The organism is Reinekea sp. G2M2-21, from assembly GCF_015687175.1.
Taxonomy (GTDB): domain Bacteria; phylum Pseudomonadota; class Gammaproteobacteria; order Pseudomonadales; family Natronospirillaceae; genus Reinekea.
Map to the genome: position 1 here is coordinate 206,677 of NZ_JADPQG010000001.1, position 16,413 is coordinate 223,089.

Sequence of the window (16,413 nt, forward strand, 5' to 3'; positions counted from 1 at the left end):
TACTTACTTTTATTGGCTAGTAGCAGTTGACAGTGATTGAAGGGAATTAAGCAGATTAATGAAAAATTCTAACCTAGTGAAATTTAAAATGGATCCAGTTCCTTTTTGTATCTTCAAAGAGCAGATACAAGGTGAGCTCATCGCTGATTCTGCTGTACGAAATAGTAGATTGAAATCTAAACAGGTTGCGAAAATAACTGGCCAGCAGTTGGAAGATGGCTCCTGGGATAGATTTCATACATTAAGCACTCGCTCCATTAAAAAAATTACAACCGAAAATGCTGTTAAGCGATTGCTTATACTTGGATTAGGGAAAGATGATCTCCCGTTGAGGAGAGCCTTTAGTTATATGGAAAAATATTTGCTTCGAGAAATTGATTATCGTGATGATAAAGAAAACCTTAGTGATTGGAGAGAAATAAACGAATTGTTTTCCGCTGCCTGGATGTTAGAAATTGATAACTCAAGTAGTATTGCAAATCGGGTTGCAGATAAATGGGCGATGCTAATAACCCAAAGTTTCACCCAGCAGGAGTTCAATTACCGAGATTATCTGGCAGCATTTAAAAAGATATTTAAGGTTGATGCAGGAAAAAGAGTCTGGAACTTGGAGTGCTTCCATGTTGTTTCAATTGCTAGAGGTCGATTGGAGCCAAAAACCGAAAATAGATTTATAAAACACATTTTGGGTGGGGATAAGGGGTTGTACTATTTAACAAGTTGCGGGAAATTAGACTCAATTCCCTCGGAATTTATGTCCCGGAATGCAGTAAGATTTATATGGTCACATTATTTCTTAAGCAGATTTCCTTCATACAAAAAATACAGCGAGCCTGTTTGTAATTGGCTCAAGATCAATAGGCTTGAGGATGGGCTATGGGATTTTGGGCCAAAGTCAAAAGATGATGTTTTTCTGCCTTATTCCGATTCGTGGAGAATTCATATCAATAGAAAGATTGATTCGACAATCTTGGTTGAAAATTATTTACAAAGTGTAAGTGCCTATTAGAACTTAGGGGGCCCTTTGATGGATTCAAAGCTCCTCAGCCCTGTCTGATCAAGGAAGGCGCGACGCGTTTGTTGCAGGTAATAGCGAGTTCTTTTACAGCGTGCAGCAGTGCTCAGTTTTTAATCTGATAGATCCGAAGGGCGGGGTCGAAATAGTAAAATCCTTTGTTTAGTCCATTGCCAAGATAGTGAATGTTACCTCGAAACTTGCGAATTTCCGAACTCGCTAAGCTAGATGGGCACTATGCAGAGGTGGCCTAGGATTTCATTTCGAGTTATTAACGTATTGTTCATTCAGTAAATGTACATTTTTGGTACTTAGGTAGATCGAAAGCGAGTTTTCGCGCTATTTCATTCGCAGGTTTAATGTCAGTCTTTCTGCGCTTCTTAAAAAAAGTCCCGGCCAGCGGCCGGGACAAACCCAGCATTGCCTAGCAACACTCTATGAAGCTGTTGAGGTGGGAATCGCTGTGCGCTTCCAAGGTTGAATCTCCAACAGAAACGGCAAACATACCCGCCGCCTTAATAGCCTTTAATCCAGCAACAGCATCTTCGAAGGCTATGCAGTTTTCCGGGTGTACGCCTAAGCCATAGGCGGCATACAGGAAAATATCTGGTGCAGGTTTGCTGCGTGCCAATGAAGGGTTGGCGATGTGGTCAAAACTGTCGGTGAGCTGTAAGGCGTGCAGGATATCTGGTGCATTTCGACTTGCGGATGCCAATCCGATTTTAATGCCCTGGGCGCGTAGATTTTGCAGGTAGGTCCGCACTCCCGGAAGTACGTCTTTCGACGTAAGCTGTTGCAGTAGCTGTCGGTAGTAGCTATTTTTTTCGTCGGCCAGCGCGATTTTCTCAGGGTCGCTAACCTTCCGATTACCCAATTTCAGAATGAATTCCATGGATGCCATCCGGTCGACGCCTTTAAGTTGTTCGTTGTCAGCGTGATTAAACTCGATCCCCAATTTGTCTGCGGTGGCTTTCCACGCCTGAAAATGCAGAGGGGCGGTGTCGGTGATCACTCCGTCGAGGTCAAAGATGGCGGCTGAATATGCGCTGCTGTCTATCATGTTTGTTACCCTAATCAGGCTGGCAGTTAAGTTGTTGTTTGTGTACGTAACGCAAAATACATGGAAATTTTAAATGGTGAATTAGCCGGACGGCGAAAACTCTTCGCCGGAAGTTCGATCGGTTTCTTCACTGTTTTCGCAGGAATCTTTTTCCGTGTTTTTCGCGCATTCCTTTGCATATTATAGACTCGCTGTCTTTAAACTCTGTTCAACATGTAGCGGTTTGCCGTTAAGCAGTACTGTTAACGCCTCACCTGAACACAGCTCAAAAGATGCCTCCTGGTGATCGAGCGTGATGGCTATTACTCGTCCCTGATAACTCACCTTGAACGACAGCGAGCGCCAGGCTGCAGGCAACGAAGGGCGGAAGCTGAGCTGTCCCGAGGCATATCGAAGACCGGCAAACCCTTGTACTGCGCCCATCCAAATGCCACCCATCGCTGCTGTGTGCACACCGTAATAGGTGTTGTGGTGAGTATCTTCCAGGTCGAGGTGCATGGTGGTGCGGTAGTAGTCGTACGCTTTCTCTGCATAACCAATTTCGTTGGCAATGACGCCATGTACACAAGTCGATAAGGTTGAGTCATGCGTGTTAATCGGTTCGTAATAATCAAAACACCGTTTTTTGGTATCCGGGTCAATGTCATCACCCGCTAACAGCAACGCGAGAAGGGTGTCCGCTTGCTTCAATACCTGGTGTCGGTAAATGACCAGTGGATGAAAGTGCAACAGTAGCGGGTATTTTTCCGTTGGCGTGTTTTTAAAATCCCACCTTGGTTTTTGCAGAAAACTGTCGTCTTGCGCATAGATTTGTTTGTCGTTGTCATACGGCAGGTACATGGTGTTGGCTGCTTGTTGCCAGTGGATGATTTCCGTTTCCTGGAGGTTGATACGCATCATTAATTCGTGGGCAAAAGCCGGTTGTTCGCTGAGCAATATTTGGGCAAGCTCGCAGGCCCAGCGCAGATGCTCCTGTGCCATTTTATTGGTGTAAAAATTATTATTAACGACCGCCGTGTATTCGTCGGGTCCGGTAACCGAAAATATCCGGAAATGTCCATCTTCACCACTGTGACCTAAGTCGAGCCAGATGCGGGCTGTCTCCAGAACCAGTTCCGCTAGTCCTTCCTTTAAAAAGGCGTAATCTCCCGTGGCCTGAAAGTAACTTTTACTGGCATAAGCGATGTCAGCGTTGATGTGGTATTGCGCCGTGCCAGCCGGGAAATAGGATGAGCATTCTTCACCGCCAATGGTGCGCCAGGCGAAAAGAGCGCCTTTGGAATGCCCCATTTCACGCGCCCGTTGTTTCGCAGAGGCGAGCGTGCTGACGCGATATTGCAGCAAACTTTTTGCCATATCCGGGTGGCTGAACAACCAAAAAGGGAAAATATAGGTTTCAGAATCCCAAAAATAGTGGCCGTCGTATCCGGCTCCGGTTAAACCCTTGGCGGCGATACTGCTAAGCCCGTCTCGTCCGGTGGATTGAAAAAGGTGAAACAGGGAAAAACGTGTGGCGTACTGGGCACCATCATCGGAGTCAATTTGGATGTCCGCCGTCGACCAGAAGTCACGCAGAGCTTTAGACTGTGCGGTTAAGAATTCGTCATGAGTCAGTTGCGCCAGTTGCTGAGCACTGCGCCGTGCATTATTAAGCAGTTCGTCCCCAGCGTGCTTACGTGAGTCGGTGTAACTGACCGTGCTGATGACTCGGCTGAGTTTACCTTCGCTCACGTTCAATGACACCTGATGTGCTGAGCGCTGCTCGCTGTGCTCCGAGGTAATTTCGGCCGCATCTGTTTGGGTCGTCATAAACGCGACAACATCAATGCCGCTGTTGCGTGTACGGTAGTGATAGTAACTACCGTCGCTTGCGTGATGCTCCGCTTGTCGTAGCCAGTTTTCAGCGGGAATGGTTCCACCTTTTCGTGGGTCATCCACATCGTTTAACGAGCTGTTGGATGGATCGAGGACGCTCCGGACCGTTACTGTTCCGTGGAAATTCAAAGGCCGGATTGTGAGCTGGGCTCTTGCGGCAGATTCATCCAGATGCGATGCAGCTCGTTGGAAGCTGATTTCCAACGCTTCGCCGGTCGGGCATTGCCACGTAAGGGTGCGTGTATAAGCCCCTGTCTGAAAGTTCAGTTCGCGTTGGTAGTCAGTGACCTGCTCTGGTGCGAAGGTAAAGCGCACGCCGTTCAATTCAATTTCAAAATACTGCCGTGGTACCGGAATAATGCGGTGGCAATTCTTTGCGAAGCCATAAGCAGACTCATCGTACTCAATCGGCAATGATTCATAGACCCCATTGAGAAAGCAGGCGGCCGATGTGTTTGGTGTGCCGTCTGGGTAGCCTTCATCAAAGTATCCTCGTATGCCCAGGTAGCCATTGCCCACGGCAAACAGGCTTTCTTTATAAGCTGCGTCAGCAGCCCTGAAGCTGTGTTCGCGATAGCACCAAGGGTCTGCTTGTGGAGTTTGGTTCATGAGGGGGGTCCTGTCAGAATTAACTAAAACGATTAAGATTCTAATTCGTTATCGGTTAAAGTCCAGTTTTTCCTTATAAAGTTTAACTATTGATCGCTTTGAACAACTCATATAAGTCATATTAGGTGGTTTGAGGCATTTTTATACCCCTTGGTTATATTGTGCTTTTGCGCTGGAAATTTCCGGATCTATTAACTAGAATCGTTCAAACTTAAACGATTAAGATGATAAGTATGAACATCGACTATGAAACTCAACAAACCTTGGAACGGGTCTGGTCCGGTTTGCGCTTCGTGAAATGGAAGAAAACGGACATTGCACGGTTTAAGCAGCGCTATGACGCCTACTTTCCACGGCTTTTCCAGCAGTTGTTGCCACTTTATGGTCATCATTACGATCTTTTTTATTACTTGACCAAATTGTGTCAGCATCTGGCGGATGCTTTTCGGCAAACAGCGGTAGAGCAAGACGCTCAAGAATTGTGGTACCGCAGTGAAAAGATGGTGGGCATGGCGCTTTATGTGGATCTGTTTGCGGATGACCTCTCCGGTTTGATGAGAAAAATCCCCTATTTAACGTCGTTAGGTGTCAACTATCTGCATCTTATGCCGCTTTATAAAGCGCCAGCAGGCAACAGCGATGGTGGGTACGCCGTCAGTGACTACCGGGTGGTGAACAGCAAGCTAGGTACCGTGGCCGATCTGTCTGCTTTGGCGGATGCATTGCATGAACATGGCATTAAATTGGTGCTGGATTTTGTGTTTAATCACACCTCAGACGAACACGAGTGGGCGCAAAAAGCTCTGTCTGGTGAGCAGCGGTTTCAAGAGTTTTATTACTTCTTCGACAACGAAAATGAGGTGAAAGCGTACAACGAAACCGTGCGTGAAATTTTTCCGCAGGTTCGGCGTGGCAGCTTCACCTACCTTGAACAACAGCGGCAGTGGGTCTGGACAACCTTCAATTCCTTTCAGTGGGACCTGAACTACAGCAACCCTGATGTGTTTGTCTCCGTCGTCGATGAAATGTTGTTTCTCGCGGGTTTAGGTTGCGACGTTTTGCGTCTGGATGCGTTAGCGTTTATCTGGAAAGAAAAGGGGACCGTTTGTGAAAACCTTCCTAAAGCGCACACCTTAATTCGGGCGTTTAACAGCTGTTTGCGTATCGCCGCACCACAAGTGTTATTCAAGAGCGAAGCCATTGTGCATCCGGATCAGGTGTTGGAATACATCGACCGCGATGAATGCGAACTCTCTTACAATCCGCTGGCGATGGCGTTGCAATGGGAAGCATTGGCGACCCGCCACACGGCGTTGTTGACTCGTTCCCTGCAGAAGAGCTTTAACATTGCGGCGAATTGCGCCTGGGTGAATTACATTCGATGTCACGATGACATCGGTTGGACCTGGGATGATGCACTGTCGAACAGTCTGGGTATCAATGGCGGTGATCATCGGCGGTTTCTGAATCAGTTCTATACCGGGCAATTTCCAGGCAGTTTTGCCAGTGGGGTGCCGTTTCAGGAAAATCCCGTCAATGGCGATTGTCGCGTGTGCGGTACGCTCGCCAGTCTGACTGGTGTCGAACAGGCGCTGCAACAGCACAATGATCTCTATCTTGAGCATGCCTTAAGCCGGATAGCCTTGTTGAACGCCGTCAATCTCAGTCTAGGTGGCATACCTTTGCTGTATCAGGGCGATGAACAAGGTGTGTTGAACGATTTCGCGTACTTAGATGACGCAGATAAACGCGACGATGCCCGTTGGGTCAACCGAAAACACTTAACTGAAGCTGATTTCTCTGCTGTCCAACAGCCGGATACGGTCAACGGGAAAATTTTTGCGGAGTTAAAGCGGTTGATTGAACTGCGTACCCAACACTCGGCATTTGGCTCTGCCTCGACTCACATTCTGAACGCACCGAACCCGCATGTGCTGAGTTTTGTGCGGCGTCATGACGATGGCAGCGCGCTCTGGGTCTTGGCTAACTACAGCGAACATGAGTTCACTTTATATCATCTGGGAGATGATGAATTGGCAGGCCAGCCTATGACTGATTTGATCAGTGGTGCCAATCTGCACGCTGCAGATCTGCACTTCACAGCCTATCAGGTGTACTGGCTGACAACACAGTCTTAACCATTTAAAGAGTGCGAGCGATGAAAACAAAAACAAAAACGACCCAATCCAAAACCAAGAACTTCATGTCTCTGTTGTGTCTGTTCGGGCTGTGCTTGTCTGCACAGGCAGTCGCCGAAACGCTGACCATAGCCTGCGGTGCAGTTGGGCAAGAACGTCAGTATTGTATTGACAGCGTGCAACGTTGGAGTGCGCTGACCGGACACGACGTCAGTGTGATCAATACGCCGGATTCCTCCAGTGATCGCCTGGCTATGTATCAACTGCTGCTGCGCGAACGGCACGATACCGTTGATGTGTTTCAGATCGATGTGGTTTGGCCGGGCTTATTGCACAAATATCTGCTCGACCTGAGCGACTATATCCCGCTTTCCGACATCAATGCACACTTTCCGGCGTTGATTGCCAACAACAAAGTGGACGATCGATTGGTCGCCATGCCGTGGTATGTCGATACCGGTTTACTGTATTACCGAAAGGATCTGCTGCAGCAATATGGCTTGGAGGTGCCCAAAACCTGGCCTGAGTTACGAAGTATTGCGCAGAAGATCGTTGACGCTCAACGAGTGAATAACCCTGGGATGACGGGCTACGTATTCCAGGCAGACAGTTACGAAGGCCTCACCTGTAACTTTGTCGAGTGGCTCGGCGCCGCCGGTCGCGGCACGATGATCTCCCCACAGAAAACAGTCGATTTAAATCACCCAAAATCCGCTGGGGTGCTTGATTTTATGCGTTCGATGGTTCGCAGTCCATTGACACCAGATACCATCCTTGAGTTCCGAGAAGAGGATGCTCGAGCCGTATTTCAGGGTGGTAATGCCGTGTTTATGCGCAATTGGCCTTACGCATGGAACTTGGCTCAACAGTCCGATTCAGTGGTCGCGGGAAAAATCGGAGTTGCGCCCTTGCCTGGCATGACCGAGCAAACTGCTGGTGCCGGCACCTTGGGCGGTTGGCAGTTGGCTGTCACCAAATATACCCGTCACCCCCAGTTGGCAGCGGATTTGGTTAACTTTATGACGAGTACTGCTGAGCAGCGCACACGATTGGCGCTGGGGTATTTTCCGACGCGTAACTCACTGTATCAGCAAATTCCTTCTGCGGATATTCAACCTCTGTTTGATGCCGTCGGAACGACATTGGAAACAGCAGTCGCCCGCCCTGCGACCCAATTAGGAAAGGACTATAAGGACGCATCAAGAGCAATCTACGTTAAGGTTCACGATTTTCTGGCGCAGGAGGCGGGCACCGGTGCGGAGTTATTGGATGTGTTGTCGGATGAAATCGAACACGTTTCGATGGGGCGAGTTGTTCATAACTGATTGAATAGGAGGTTCAGTTTCGCGCGAAGCAGCCGATGATAAAACAATAAAACCAAACGCAGTGAGCAGCGGATTTTGGGTCTACACTCAACAGATCCTTGTTGTACTGCAAAAAAATCAGGTGGGTCTTTATGCAAATCACGGTGGTATTAAGAATTATTATTGGCCTGGCGATATCTGCCTTTTTGATTGTTTTCTTGGCGGTAGCGGCCATGGTGAATCAGGGCCGTGTTAAGGCAGAGCTGTCCGCCTTGACGGACAGGGCTTTACCGGCGGTCAATCAGGCTTATGAACTAGCGTTGGCCTTGCAGACAGCAAATCGAGCCGTCACGCAGCATGCCAGTATTGTAGATGATGCTCAATTACAGTTGCGGGAACAGCAATTTCAGCAGGCTATGGCGCTGACCCAGGTAAACATAAACGCACTGGACCGAGCGTTGAGTTTCAGCCCAAAGCATCGCCAGTCACTACAAAACCTCGCCATCGATATCAACGCAGCACTGGATGTCGGTGCACAACATATTGTCACCAAAAACAGTCTACTTTCCGCTCAATTTCGGTTTTCGACAAATTACGCCAATGTCTTGGCTCAATGGAACAACTACGAAGCTGATTCCAAAGTAATCGACCGGATTTTGGTGAATCTGAATAATCCTGCTAATGGTGAAGTTGGCAGTCCACGTACCGCAGGAGACGGTAAATATGTGCAGGACCGGATTCCGTTAGCGCGAGCCGTGTTCAATGCTTTACCGACGTTATCAACCCTGGAGGACGTAGATTCTGCACTGGAAGACATGGCCAAAAATGCCAGTCGAGTTAACACACGAATGCAGCGCATCAGTGAAGACAATGCACTGCTGCATGAGAAGTTTCTACCGTATGTAACCTTGATTAATGACGCCTCCGTTGCGGAGACCAGTGTTATTCATGACTATCGGCAGCGGTTGGAATGGCAGTTTTTGTCTGCACAGCAATTGAGTACCTTGGCGACTCAAGTAAACGATGTGCTTGCCGAGCTGACAGTGATGATTGAACAACTGAATGCGGTCGCTGATGACAGTGTGGTTAATATCGATAACACCAACCAAAGCGCCCGCACAACGTTGGTCATTGTTTCGGTATTGGCGCTGGTCATTGCCAGTATTGTCGGTATGACGACGGTGTTGGCCATCAAGAAACCTTTAACGCAAATCATGGTGGCCCTGGAGCAAATTGCCAGTGGCGATTTAACGGCCCGTTTAAATGTCACGCGACGCGACGAGTTCGGTCGCATTGCCTTGGGTATCCGTTCGCTAGTGGACAGTGTGAAAACCATTGTGTCGGAGTTAAAAGAAAATGCTGCATCGGTGCAAAGAAATACCCAGGAAGTGACTAACGTCACACAGGAAAACAGCCGCTTGTTAGACGATCAGCGAACTCAGTCTGCCAATGTGTCAGTTGCCGCAGAGGAGTTACACCAGTCCGCCATTCAGATATCCGACAGCGCGAAAGACAGTTCGCATCGCGTTGATGAAGTCAGCCGTTTGTTGTCTCAGGGGAATCAGAAACTGGATGCGAGTGTAGCCGCCATAAATGCATTGGTACAGGATCTGACAGACGCTTCCGGTGTGGTTAAAACTGTCGAGGTGGAGAGCGATAACATCAGCAAAATCCTGGAAGTGATTCAGGGAATCGCTGAGCAAACCAATTTGTTGGCGTTGAATGCCGCGATTGAAGCTGCTCGTGCCGGTGAGCAGGGTCGTGGGTTTGCGGTGGTTGCCGATGAAGTGCGGAACCTGGCCAGCCGGACTGCGCAATCGACCGAAGAAATCAACGCGATGATTTCATCGTTGCAGGCCAGCGCCGCCAAAGCGGCTACCATCATGGCAAGTAACCTGACCCGGTCGGATGATGTGGTAACCAACACAACAGAAACCCGTGAAGCGATCAGTCAGGTGTCCGTCGAAATTCATCAGATTGCCGATATCAGTGCGCAAATTGCCGCTGGTACTTCAGAGCAGCAAGAAAATGTCACACATGTATCGCACTCGATTGGACTGATTGCTGATTTATCCGAGCAAGTTTCGTCACGGGCCCATCAAAACCTGACCTCCTTTGAGCAGTTAATGGCATTAACCAATAAGCAAACGCGCTTGGCTGAAAAATTCAAAACGGACTAATGCTCTGCTATCAGTCCGTTTGTTAATCATGCCGGCAGTCGATATACGTCTACCATTCATGGTAAGTCCTCGAGCTTTATTTGGCGATTAAAGTTAAGACAACTCTGATTAATTCAAATCACCTCAGACCTATCAGATCGAAGTATGAGCGAGGCGTGTGTTGCAGGGAATGGCGAGTCCTTTTCAAAACACATAACAAAGCTCAGTCATCAATCTGAAGGTCCCGGAGGGCGAGGCTGAAATGGCAAATTTCTTTGTTAAGTTCTTTGCCAAGAAAATGAATATTGCCTGCAGAACTTGCCTCGAACTTTACGCATTTCTTCACCCGCTGAGGTAGATAGCAATTATTCAGAGTTGCCTTAATATTCGAAAACCTGGCGACATGGTTCAATTGCGCGTTTATTGTGATTAAGGACTGATCTGGGCAGACGATTTAATTTTGTTTCGTGCAGAATAAGTCTATCTGAGGATCTTTCTTTCCAAGGGGAGATCCCCTTGATCCGGCCTTCACCAGAGGTGAAGTCGTTAAAATCGAATCGAAGCCCATTAGGGCTTCGCTTTTAATCGATTTTAACCCCCCCTATGTCGCCCGCTTTGGTGTTCTGCCATACCAGACACTTTCTTCGAACGGTCGCTTGAGCGTGCATCCCTGCACGCGCGGCGCTTCCAAGGGCATCCATGCCCTTGAATCCGTTGCGATGTGTCTGTCATGTCAGCTAAAGCAGATGCGACGAAACAGTTATTTACGCCGGTCCTTGGTACATAAGGTTTAGATGTTGGTTTTATCAATCAAGAAAGTGACTCTTACTGCGGTTTTCCCTCCTTTCAAACGACCACGCGAAGCAATTTACACCTCACGGGTTGTTCGAGCAGGGATGCTTGAACAAGTGAGCCGGAAATGGCGATCTTTGACGACGACTATCTCCCAGTTAAACCAAGTCATGGATTGTTGAACATGCAGCAGATCTATACCAAATGCTCTAAAGCAAGCGCCATTCTCTGCTGTCCTTTAGCATCTAACAACTTACTGCTGGTCTTAACGCACGCGCCTCGTCCGTGCAATACGTCAAATGACGTATGCCACTGCGTCATCCTGCGTATACCCGTCTTCCTCAGAATCTTTAGTATCGGTTGCGATTGAGCTGTCACCAAACTGCTCTTGGAACAACGCGAGCCTTCACTCGCAATTTCGCTACCGAACGGAGAATTACCATGAAAATCACCACTTTGATGAAAGGGGCAGCGTTGGCCGTATCCGCCAGTATCGCTGTGACGACCTGGGCTGCAGACACGATTAAGGTCGGTGTACTGCATTCGTTGTCGGGCACTATGGCCATTTCAGAAACCACGTTGAAAGACACCGTGCTGATGATGGTTGAAGAGCAGAACAAAAAGGGCGGCTTGCTGGGTAAGCAGCTTGAAGCGGTAGTGGTCGACCCTGCTTCCAACTGGCCACTGTTTGCCGAAAAAGGACGGGAATTACTGACGCAGGAAAACGTCGACGTTATTTTCGGTAGCTGGACATCGGTATCGCGTAAGTCGGTATTGCCTGTGTTGGAAGAACTGAACGGTTTGATGTTTTACCCGGTTCAGTATGAAGGCGAAGAAAGCTCGAAAAACATTTTTTACACCGGTGCTGCGCCGAACCAACAGGCCATTCCAGCGGTGGATTACCTGATGAACGACATTGAAGTCGAGCGTTGGGTGTTGGCCGGAACCGACTACGTATATCCGCGTACCACCAACAAAATTCTCGAAGCTTACCTGAAAAGCAAAGGGGTGGCTGAAGAAGATATCATGATCAACTACACACCATTCGGTCATTCCGATTGGCAGTCAATCATCGCCGATATCAAAAAGTTTGGCAGTGAAGGCAAGAAGACGGCCGTTGTTTCTACCATCAATGGTGATGCCAACGTACCGTTCTACAAAGAGTTAGGTAACCAGGGTATTTCTGCAGAAGACATTCCGGTTGTCGCGTTTTCAGTCGGTGAAGAGGAGCTGTCTGGCTTTGATACCACGCCGCTAGTGGGGCACTTGGCTGCCTGGAACTATTTCCAATCGGTTGAAAGCAGCGCTAACGCCGAGTTCATCGCTAAGTGGAAAGCCTTCGCCGGAGAAGAGCGTGTGACCAATGACCCAATGGAAGCCACGTATATTGGTTTCGAATTGTGGGTTGATGCCGTTGAAAAAGCCGGTACGACTGACGTAGACGCAGTCAGTGATGCCATCATTGGTTTGTCGGTTCCTAACCTGACGGGCGGAACAGCCACCATGGGTAAAAACCATCACCTGACTAAGCCAGTATTGATTGGCGAAATTCAGGATGACGGCCAGTTCGAAGTGGTCTGGGAAACCGAGGGCGAAGTGGCCGGTGATGCTTGGTCTGACTTCTTGCCAGATTCTGCACCGCTGATTGCCGATTGGACAGCCCCGATTAAGTGCGGAAACTACAACACCATCACCAAAACTTGTTCAGGCCAGAATTACTAAGCCTGTTGGGCAAGGATGAATGACAGTGACGTAAACGGACTTGCGTCAACTCTGGAAGATCCCACTGAGGTGGGATCTCTCCCCGTAAGACCTATTAATTTATCGAACCGGAAGACCTCCATGTTTCGACACGCATTGACACACAAAATTTTCAAAACGCTGATGACCCTATCACTGGTCTTCAGCGTTTCTCTAGTTCAGGCAACGTCCTTTGAAGAGCTGAGTCAAGAACTGACCATCGTAAAATTAAGCAAAGCCAAAGCGGTGGTCGAACAACTGGAACAGACTGGCCACCCATTGTTACTGCCACTGTTTGAGCACATGTTGGCCGGTGATCTTTACTACCGGGTGAGCGACGGCCTGCTGGTCAGTCATTCCACGGTAAAAGGTAAATTACAGATTCGTGCACTGTCGACGGGTGAACTGCTCGATGTAACGGAAGCTGATTTGGAAAAGATTAAAGTCAACAACAGCTTGCGGATTTTTCTTCGTAGCGCCATTGCGCGCATTCAGTTAACCTCGGAAGACGCCACTGAACGCAAAGCTGCCGTGGAAGCGCTCTATAAAAAAATGGACAGCGATACGGTTGCGACCATCGCCAGCCTGCGCGAAACCGAAACCAATGCCAGTGTGCGCGGTGCGATGGATATTGTACTCGCGATGGACAACGCCAAAAACGGTAGTGATGTCGATGCGCGGATCGCATCCGTAACGTTCCTGGCCGACAGTCTGGAACCGGCTATTCGCAACCTGATGATTGAACTTGCCGATCAGGTAGAAGAGCCGCGTTTGGCGATTGAAGCGCGGGTCGCCTTAAACGGTATTGAAGGTAAAATCCGTTTCTTTAACAAAGTCGATACAATCTTTTTTGGTCTGAGTCTGGGTTCAGTTTTGTTGCTGGCGTCGATAGGCTTAGCCATTACGTTTGGCGTGATGGGCGTGATTAACATGGCCCATGGTGAAATGATCATGTTGGGTGCATACACAACTTACGTCGTGCAGTTATTGATGCCGAATTACATTGATGCGTCGATCTGGGTCGCCATTCCGGCGGCGTTTCTGGTGTCAGGACTCATGGGGGTCATCATAGAACGTGGCGTTATTCAATTCCTGCACGGCCGACCACTGGAAACTTTGCTGGCGACATTTGGTATCAGCCTTATTTTGCAGCAGTTGGTGCGCAGCGTTTTCTCGCCGCTGAATCGTCAGGTGGATACGCCCAGTTGGATGAGCGGTTCCATTGAGTTGAATCCGGTGCTGTTTGTTACATTGAACCGGTTTTACATTTTTATTTTTGCGCTGGTGGTGTTTGCGCTATTGGTGCTCATTCTGAACAAAACGTCATTGGGACTGCATGTTCGCGCGGTATCACAGAACCGGAATATGGCGAAAGCCATGGGTATAAAAACGGCTCGCGTTGACGCGATGACCTTTGGTCTGGGGTCGGGCATAGCCGGCATTGCGGGCGTTGCCTTGAGTCAGTTGACCAATGTCGGCCCTAACCTGGGACAGGGTTACATCATTGATTCGTTCATGGTGGTCGTCTTCGGCGGCGTGGGTAATCTGTTCGGAACCTTGGTCGCGGCCTTCACCTTGGGCATCGCCAACAAAGTGTTGGAACCCATCACTGGTGCCGTGTTGGCCAGTATTCTGGTGTTGATCTTTATCATTCTGTTTATTCAAAAACGTCCTAAAGGGTTGTTCCCACAAAAAGGGAGGGCTGCTGAATGAGTGCAATTTCATCTCGTTTTAATACGCAATTATTCAAACGTTCTGGTGAGCCCGGAGCGGTGGTGGCGCCCTTTGTCGGTTTGCTGCTGGTGGTTACCTTGTTCGCGGGTGTCGGTAACCTGCTGATACCGGAAACGTCCATGTTTTATGTGTCGACTTACACCATCACGTTGTTAGGCAAATATTTGTGCTACGCCATGCTGGCGCTGGCAGTCGATATTGTCTGGGGCTATTGCGGCATTCTGAGTTTAGGTCATGCCGCCTTTTTTGCGCTAGGTGGGTATGGTATGGGCATTTACCTTATGCGCCAGATTGGTGATCGAGGTGTCTACGGTAACCCGATCCTGCCGGACTTTATGGTGTTTCTGAACTGGGAAAAATTGCCCTGGTATTGGTTGGGCTTTGACAACTTTGGTTTCGCCATGTTGATGGCGGTCTGTGTGCCTGGCTTGTTGGCATTCGTGTTTGGTTGGTTAGCCTTCCGTTCCCGCGTGACTGGTGTGTATCTGTCGATCATGACGCAAGCGTTGACCTACGCACTGATGTTGGCGTTTTTCCGCAACGAAATGGGCTTTGGTGGTAACAACGGATTAACCGATTTTAAAGACATTCTTGGTTTCAATTTGCAAAGTGATCTCACCCGCGTGACGTTATTTTCGATAACCGCGTTGATGTTGTCGCTAACCTTAATTCTCAGCCAAGCCATTATGAAATCACGCTTTGGCAAAGTGATTATTGCTGTTCGCGATACCGAAAGCCGATCCCGATTTTTAGGTTACCGCACCGAACGTTACAAGGTGTGGTTGTTTGTTTATTCCGCGGTGATCGCCGCCATTGCCGGCGCGTTGTATGTACCACAGATCGGCATTATCAACCCTGGCGAATTCACGCCCATTAATTCTATTGAAGTGGTTATCTGGGTGGCCATCGGCGGTCGCGGTACGCTCATTGGTGCTGTACTTGGCGCGCTATTGGTGAACTATGCCAAGACACGACTCACCGCTATTTTTCCCGATGCCTGGTTGTTCGCGTTGGGGGCGCTGTTTGTCATCGTGACCTTGTTCTTGCCGAAGGGGCTGTTTGGTTTCTTTGGCAGCGTGAAAAACAAAATGATGGGTCAGCCGAAACCTAACCTGACTGAGGAGACTGCGTGATGGATTGGCTGGAAACCGCTCGAGATACATTCCGCCGTGATCAGGTCTGGAACTTTATGATGCCGAAAGAAGTGCATGTGGACGTATCAAAGGATGTCATTCTCTATGTCGAAGATTTGAACGTTAGTTTTGACGGTTTTAAAGCGATTAATAATCTCAATTTGTATATTCGGGATGGCGAACTGCGTTGTTTGATCGGTGCAAACGGCGCCGGTAAAACGACTCTGATGGACATCATTACCGGCAAAACCAAACCCGACTCCGGTTCGGTTTGGTTTGGCCAAACCCACAACCTGCTTGAGCATGACGAAGCATCCATCGCGCACATGGGCATAGGCCGAAAGTTTCAGAAACCCACCGTATTTGAAGCGCACACGGTTTACACCAATCTGGAGTTGTCACTGAAAACCAACAAGGGTGTGTTGCCCACGCTGTTTGCCCGTTTGAGTCAAACCCAGAAAGACCGGATAGCAGAAGTGCTGGATATTATCGGGCTGACCGAACAGCAACAGATGGACGCCGGTTCACTGTCACACGGCCAGAAGCAATGGTTGGAGATCGGTATGTTGTTGGCGTCGGATTCTCGGTTGTTGCTGGTGGATGAACCCGTTGCCGGAATGACCGCCGAAGAAACCGAAAAAACCGCCGCGCTGTTGAATTCACTCGCAGGCAAACACACCGTGGTGGTGGTTGAACATGACATGGAATTTGTTCGCTCCATTGCCCGTACAGTCACGGTATTGCATCAGGGCTCGGTGTTGGCTGAAGGGTCGATGGACGATATTCAGCGCAATAAAGACGTCATTGAAGTTTACCTTGGCGAAGAACACGCCGAGCAAGCCGGAGCTGCCTGA

At 48.9% G+C, this 16,413-nt stretch carries 10 protein-coding genes; 8 read left to right on the forward strand and 2 right to left on the reverse strand.

Going from position 1 to position 16,413, the window contains the following annotated elements:
• Positions 1 to 58: 58 nt before the first annotated feature.
• Positions 59 to 1,009 carry a hypothetical protein gene (locus IYN85_RS00865; protein ID WP_196156974.1) on the forward strand — a complete coding sequence of 317 codons (951 nt, stop codon included), beginning with the start codon at positions 59 to 61 and terminating at the stop codon, positions 1,007 to 1,009.
• A 430-nt stretch (positions 1,010 to 1,439) separates the two neighbouring features.
• On the opposite strand, the gene pgmB is transcribed toward IYN85_RS00865, so the two are convergent.
• Positions 1,440 to 2,075, reverse strand: coding sequence for a beta-phosphoglucomutase (gene pgmB, locus IYN85_RS00870; RefSeq protein ID WP_196156975.1), 636 nt, complete (start codon positions 2,073 to 2,075; stop codon positions 1,440 to 1,442).
• Between the two features lie 180 nt (positions 2,076 to 2,255).
• On the reverse strand, positions 2,256 to 4,559 hold the full coding sequence (locus IYN85_RS00875) for a glycoside hydrolase family 65 protein (RefSeq protein ID WP_196156976.1): 2,304 nt from the start codon (positions 4,557 to 4,559) through the stop codon (positions 2,256 to 2,258).
• Positions 4,560 to 4,792: 233 nt separating this feature from the next.
• Here IYN85_RS00875 and IYN85_RS00880 point away from each other — a divergent pair, with 233 nt between their 5' ends.
• The 7 genes from IYN85_RS00880 (at position 4,793) to urtD (ending at position 16,413) form a co-directional block, all read left to right on the forward strand.
• Positions 4,793 to 6,697, forward strand: coding sequence for an amylosucrase (locus IYN85_RS00880; RefSeq protein ID WP_196156977.1), 1,905 nt, complete (start codon positions 4,793 to 4,795; stop codon positions 6,695 to 6,697).
• A gap of 20 nt (positions 6,698 to 6,717) precedes the next feature.
• On the forward strand, positions 6,718 to 8,022 hold the full coding sequence (locus IYN85_RS00885) for an ABC transporter substrate-binding protein (protein WP_196156978.1): 1,305 nt from the start codon (positions 6,718 to 6,720) through the stop codon (positions 8,020 to 8,022).
• 131 nt (positions 8,023 to 8,153) lie between these two features.
• On the forward strand, positions 8,154 to 10,181 hold the full coding sequence (locus IYN85_RS00890; RefSeq protein ID WP_196156979.1) for a methyl-accepting chemotaxis protein: 2,028 nt from the start codon (positions 8,154 to 8,156) through the stop codon (positions 10,179 to 10,181).
• A 1,212-nt stretch (positions 10,182 to 11,393) separates the two neighbouring features.
• A complete protein-coding gene (gene urtA / locus IYN85_RS00895; RefSeq protein WP_196156980.1) occupies positions 11,394 to 12,674 on the forward strand; it encodes an urea ABC transporter substrate-binding protein in 1,281 nt (426 codons plus the stop codon).
• A gap of 120 nt (positions 12,675 to 12,794) precedes the next feature.
• Positions 12,795 to 14,405 (forward strand): urea ABC transporter permease subunit UrtB, encoded by a 1,611-nt coding sequence (urtB, locus tag IYN85_RS00900; protein ID WP_230390406.1) that lies wholly within the window; start codon positions 12,795 to 12,797, stop codon positions 14,403 to 14,405.
• Positions 14,402 to 15,559 carry an urea ABC transporter permease subunit UrtC gene (gene urtC, locus IYN85_RS00905; RefSeq protein ID WP_196156981.1) on the forward strand — a complete coding sequence of 386 codons (1,158 nt, stop codon included), beginning with the start codon at positions 14,402 to 14,404 and terminating at the stop codon, positions 15,557 to 15,559. The genes urtB and urtC overlap by 4 nt, the downstream gene beginning before the upstream one ends.
• A complete protein-coding gene (urtD, locus tag IYN85_RS00910) occupies positions 15,559 to 16,413 on the forward strand; it encodes an urea ABC transporter ATP-binding protein UrtD (protein WP_196156982.1) in 855 nt (284 codons plus the stop codon). The genes urtC and urtD overlap by 1 nt, the downstream gene beginning before the upstream one ends.

What these genes read in the sequence shown, in the direction of transcription:
- IYN85_RS00865 (WP_196156974.1), top strand. Translation starts at nt 59, where the DNA reads ATGAAAAATTCTAACCTAGTGAAATTTAAAATGGATCCAGTTCCTTTT.
- pgmB (WP_196156975.1), bottom strand. Translation starts at nt 2,075, where the DNA reads ATGATAGACAGCAGCGCATATTCAGCCGCCATCTTTGACCTCGACGGA.
- urtB (WP_230390406.1), top strand. Translation starts at nt 12,795, where the DNA reads ATGTTTCGACACGCATTGACACACAAAATTTTCAAAACGCTGATGACC.
- IYN85_RS00880 (WP_196156977.1), top strand. Translation starts at nt 4,793, where the DNA reads ATGAACATCGACTATGAAACTCAACAAACCTTGGAACGGGTCTGGTCC.
- urtD (WP_196156982.1), top strand. Translation starts at nt 15,559, where the DNA reads ATGGATTGGCTGGAAACCGCTCGAGATACATTCCGCCGTGATCAGGTC.
- IYN85_RS00885 (WP_196156978.1), top strand. Translation starts at nt 6,718, where the DNA reads ATGAAAACAAAAACAAAAACGACCCAATCCAAAACCAAGAACTTCATG.
- IYN85_RS00875 (WP_196156976.1), bottom strand. Translation starts at nt 4,559, where the DNA reads ATGAACCAAACTCCACAAGCAGACCCTTGGTGCTATCGCGAACACAGC.
- urtC (WP_196156981.1), top strand. Translation starts at nt 14,402, where the DNA reads ATGAGTGCAATTTCATCTCGTTTTAATACGCAATTATTCAAACGTTCT.
- urtA (WP_196156980.1), top strand. Translation starts at nt 11,394, where the DNA reads ATGAAAATCACCACTTTGATGAAAGGGGCAGCGTTGGCCGTATCCGCC.
- IYN85_RS00890 (WP_196156979.1), top strand. Translation starts at nt 8,154, where the DNA reads ATGCAAATCACGGTGGTATTAAGAATTATTATTGGCCTGGCGATATCT.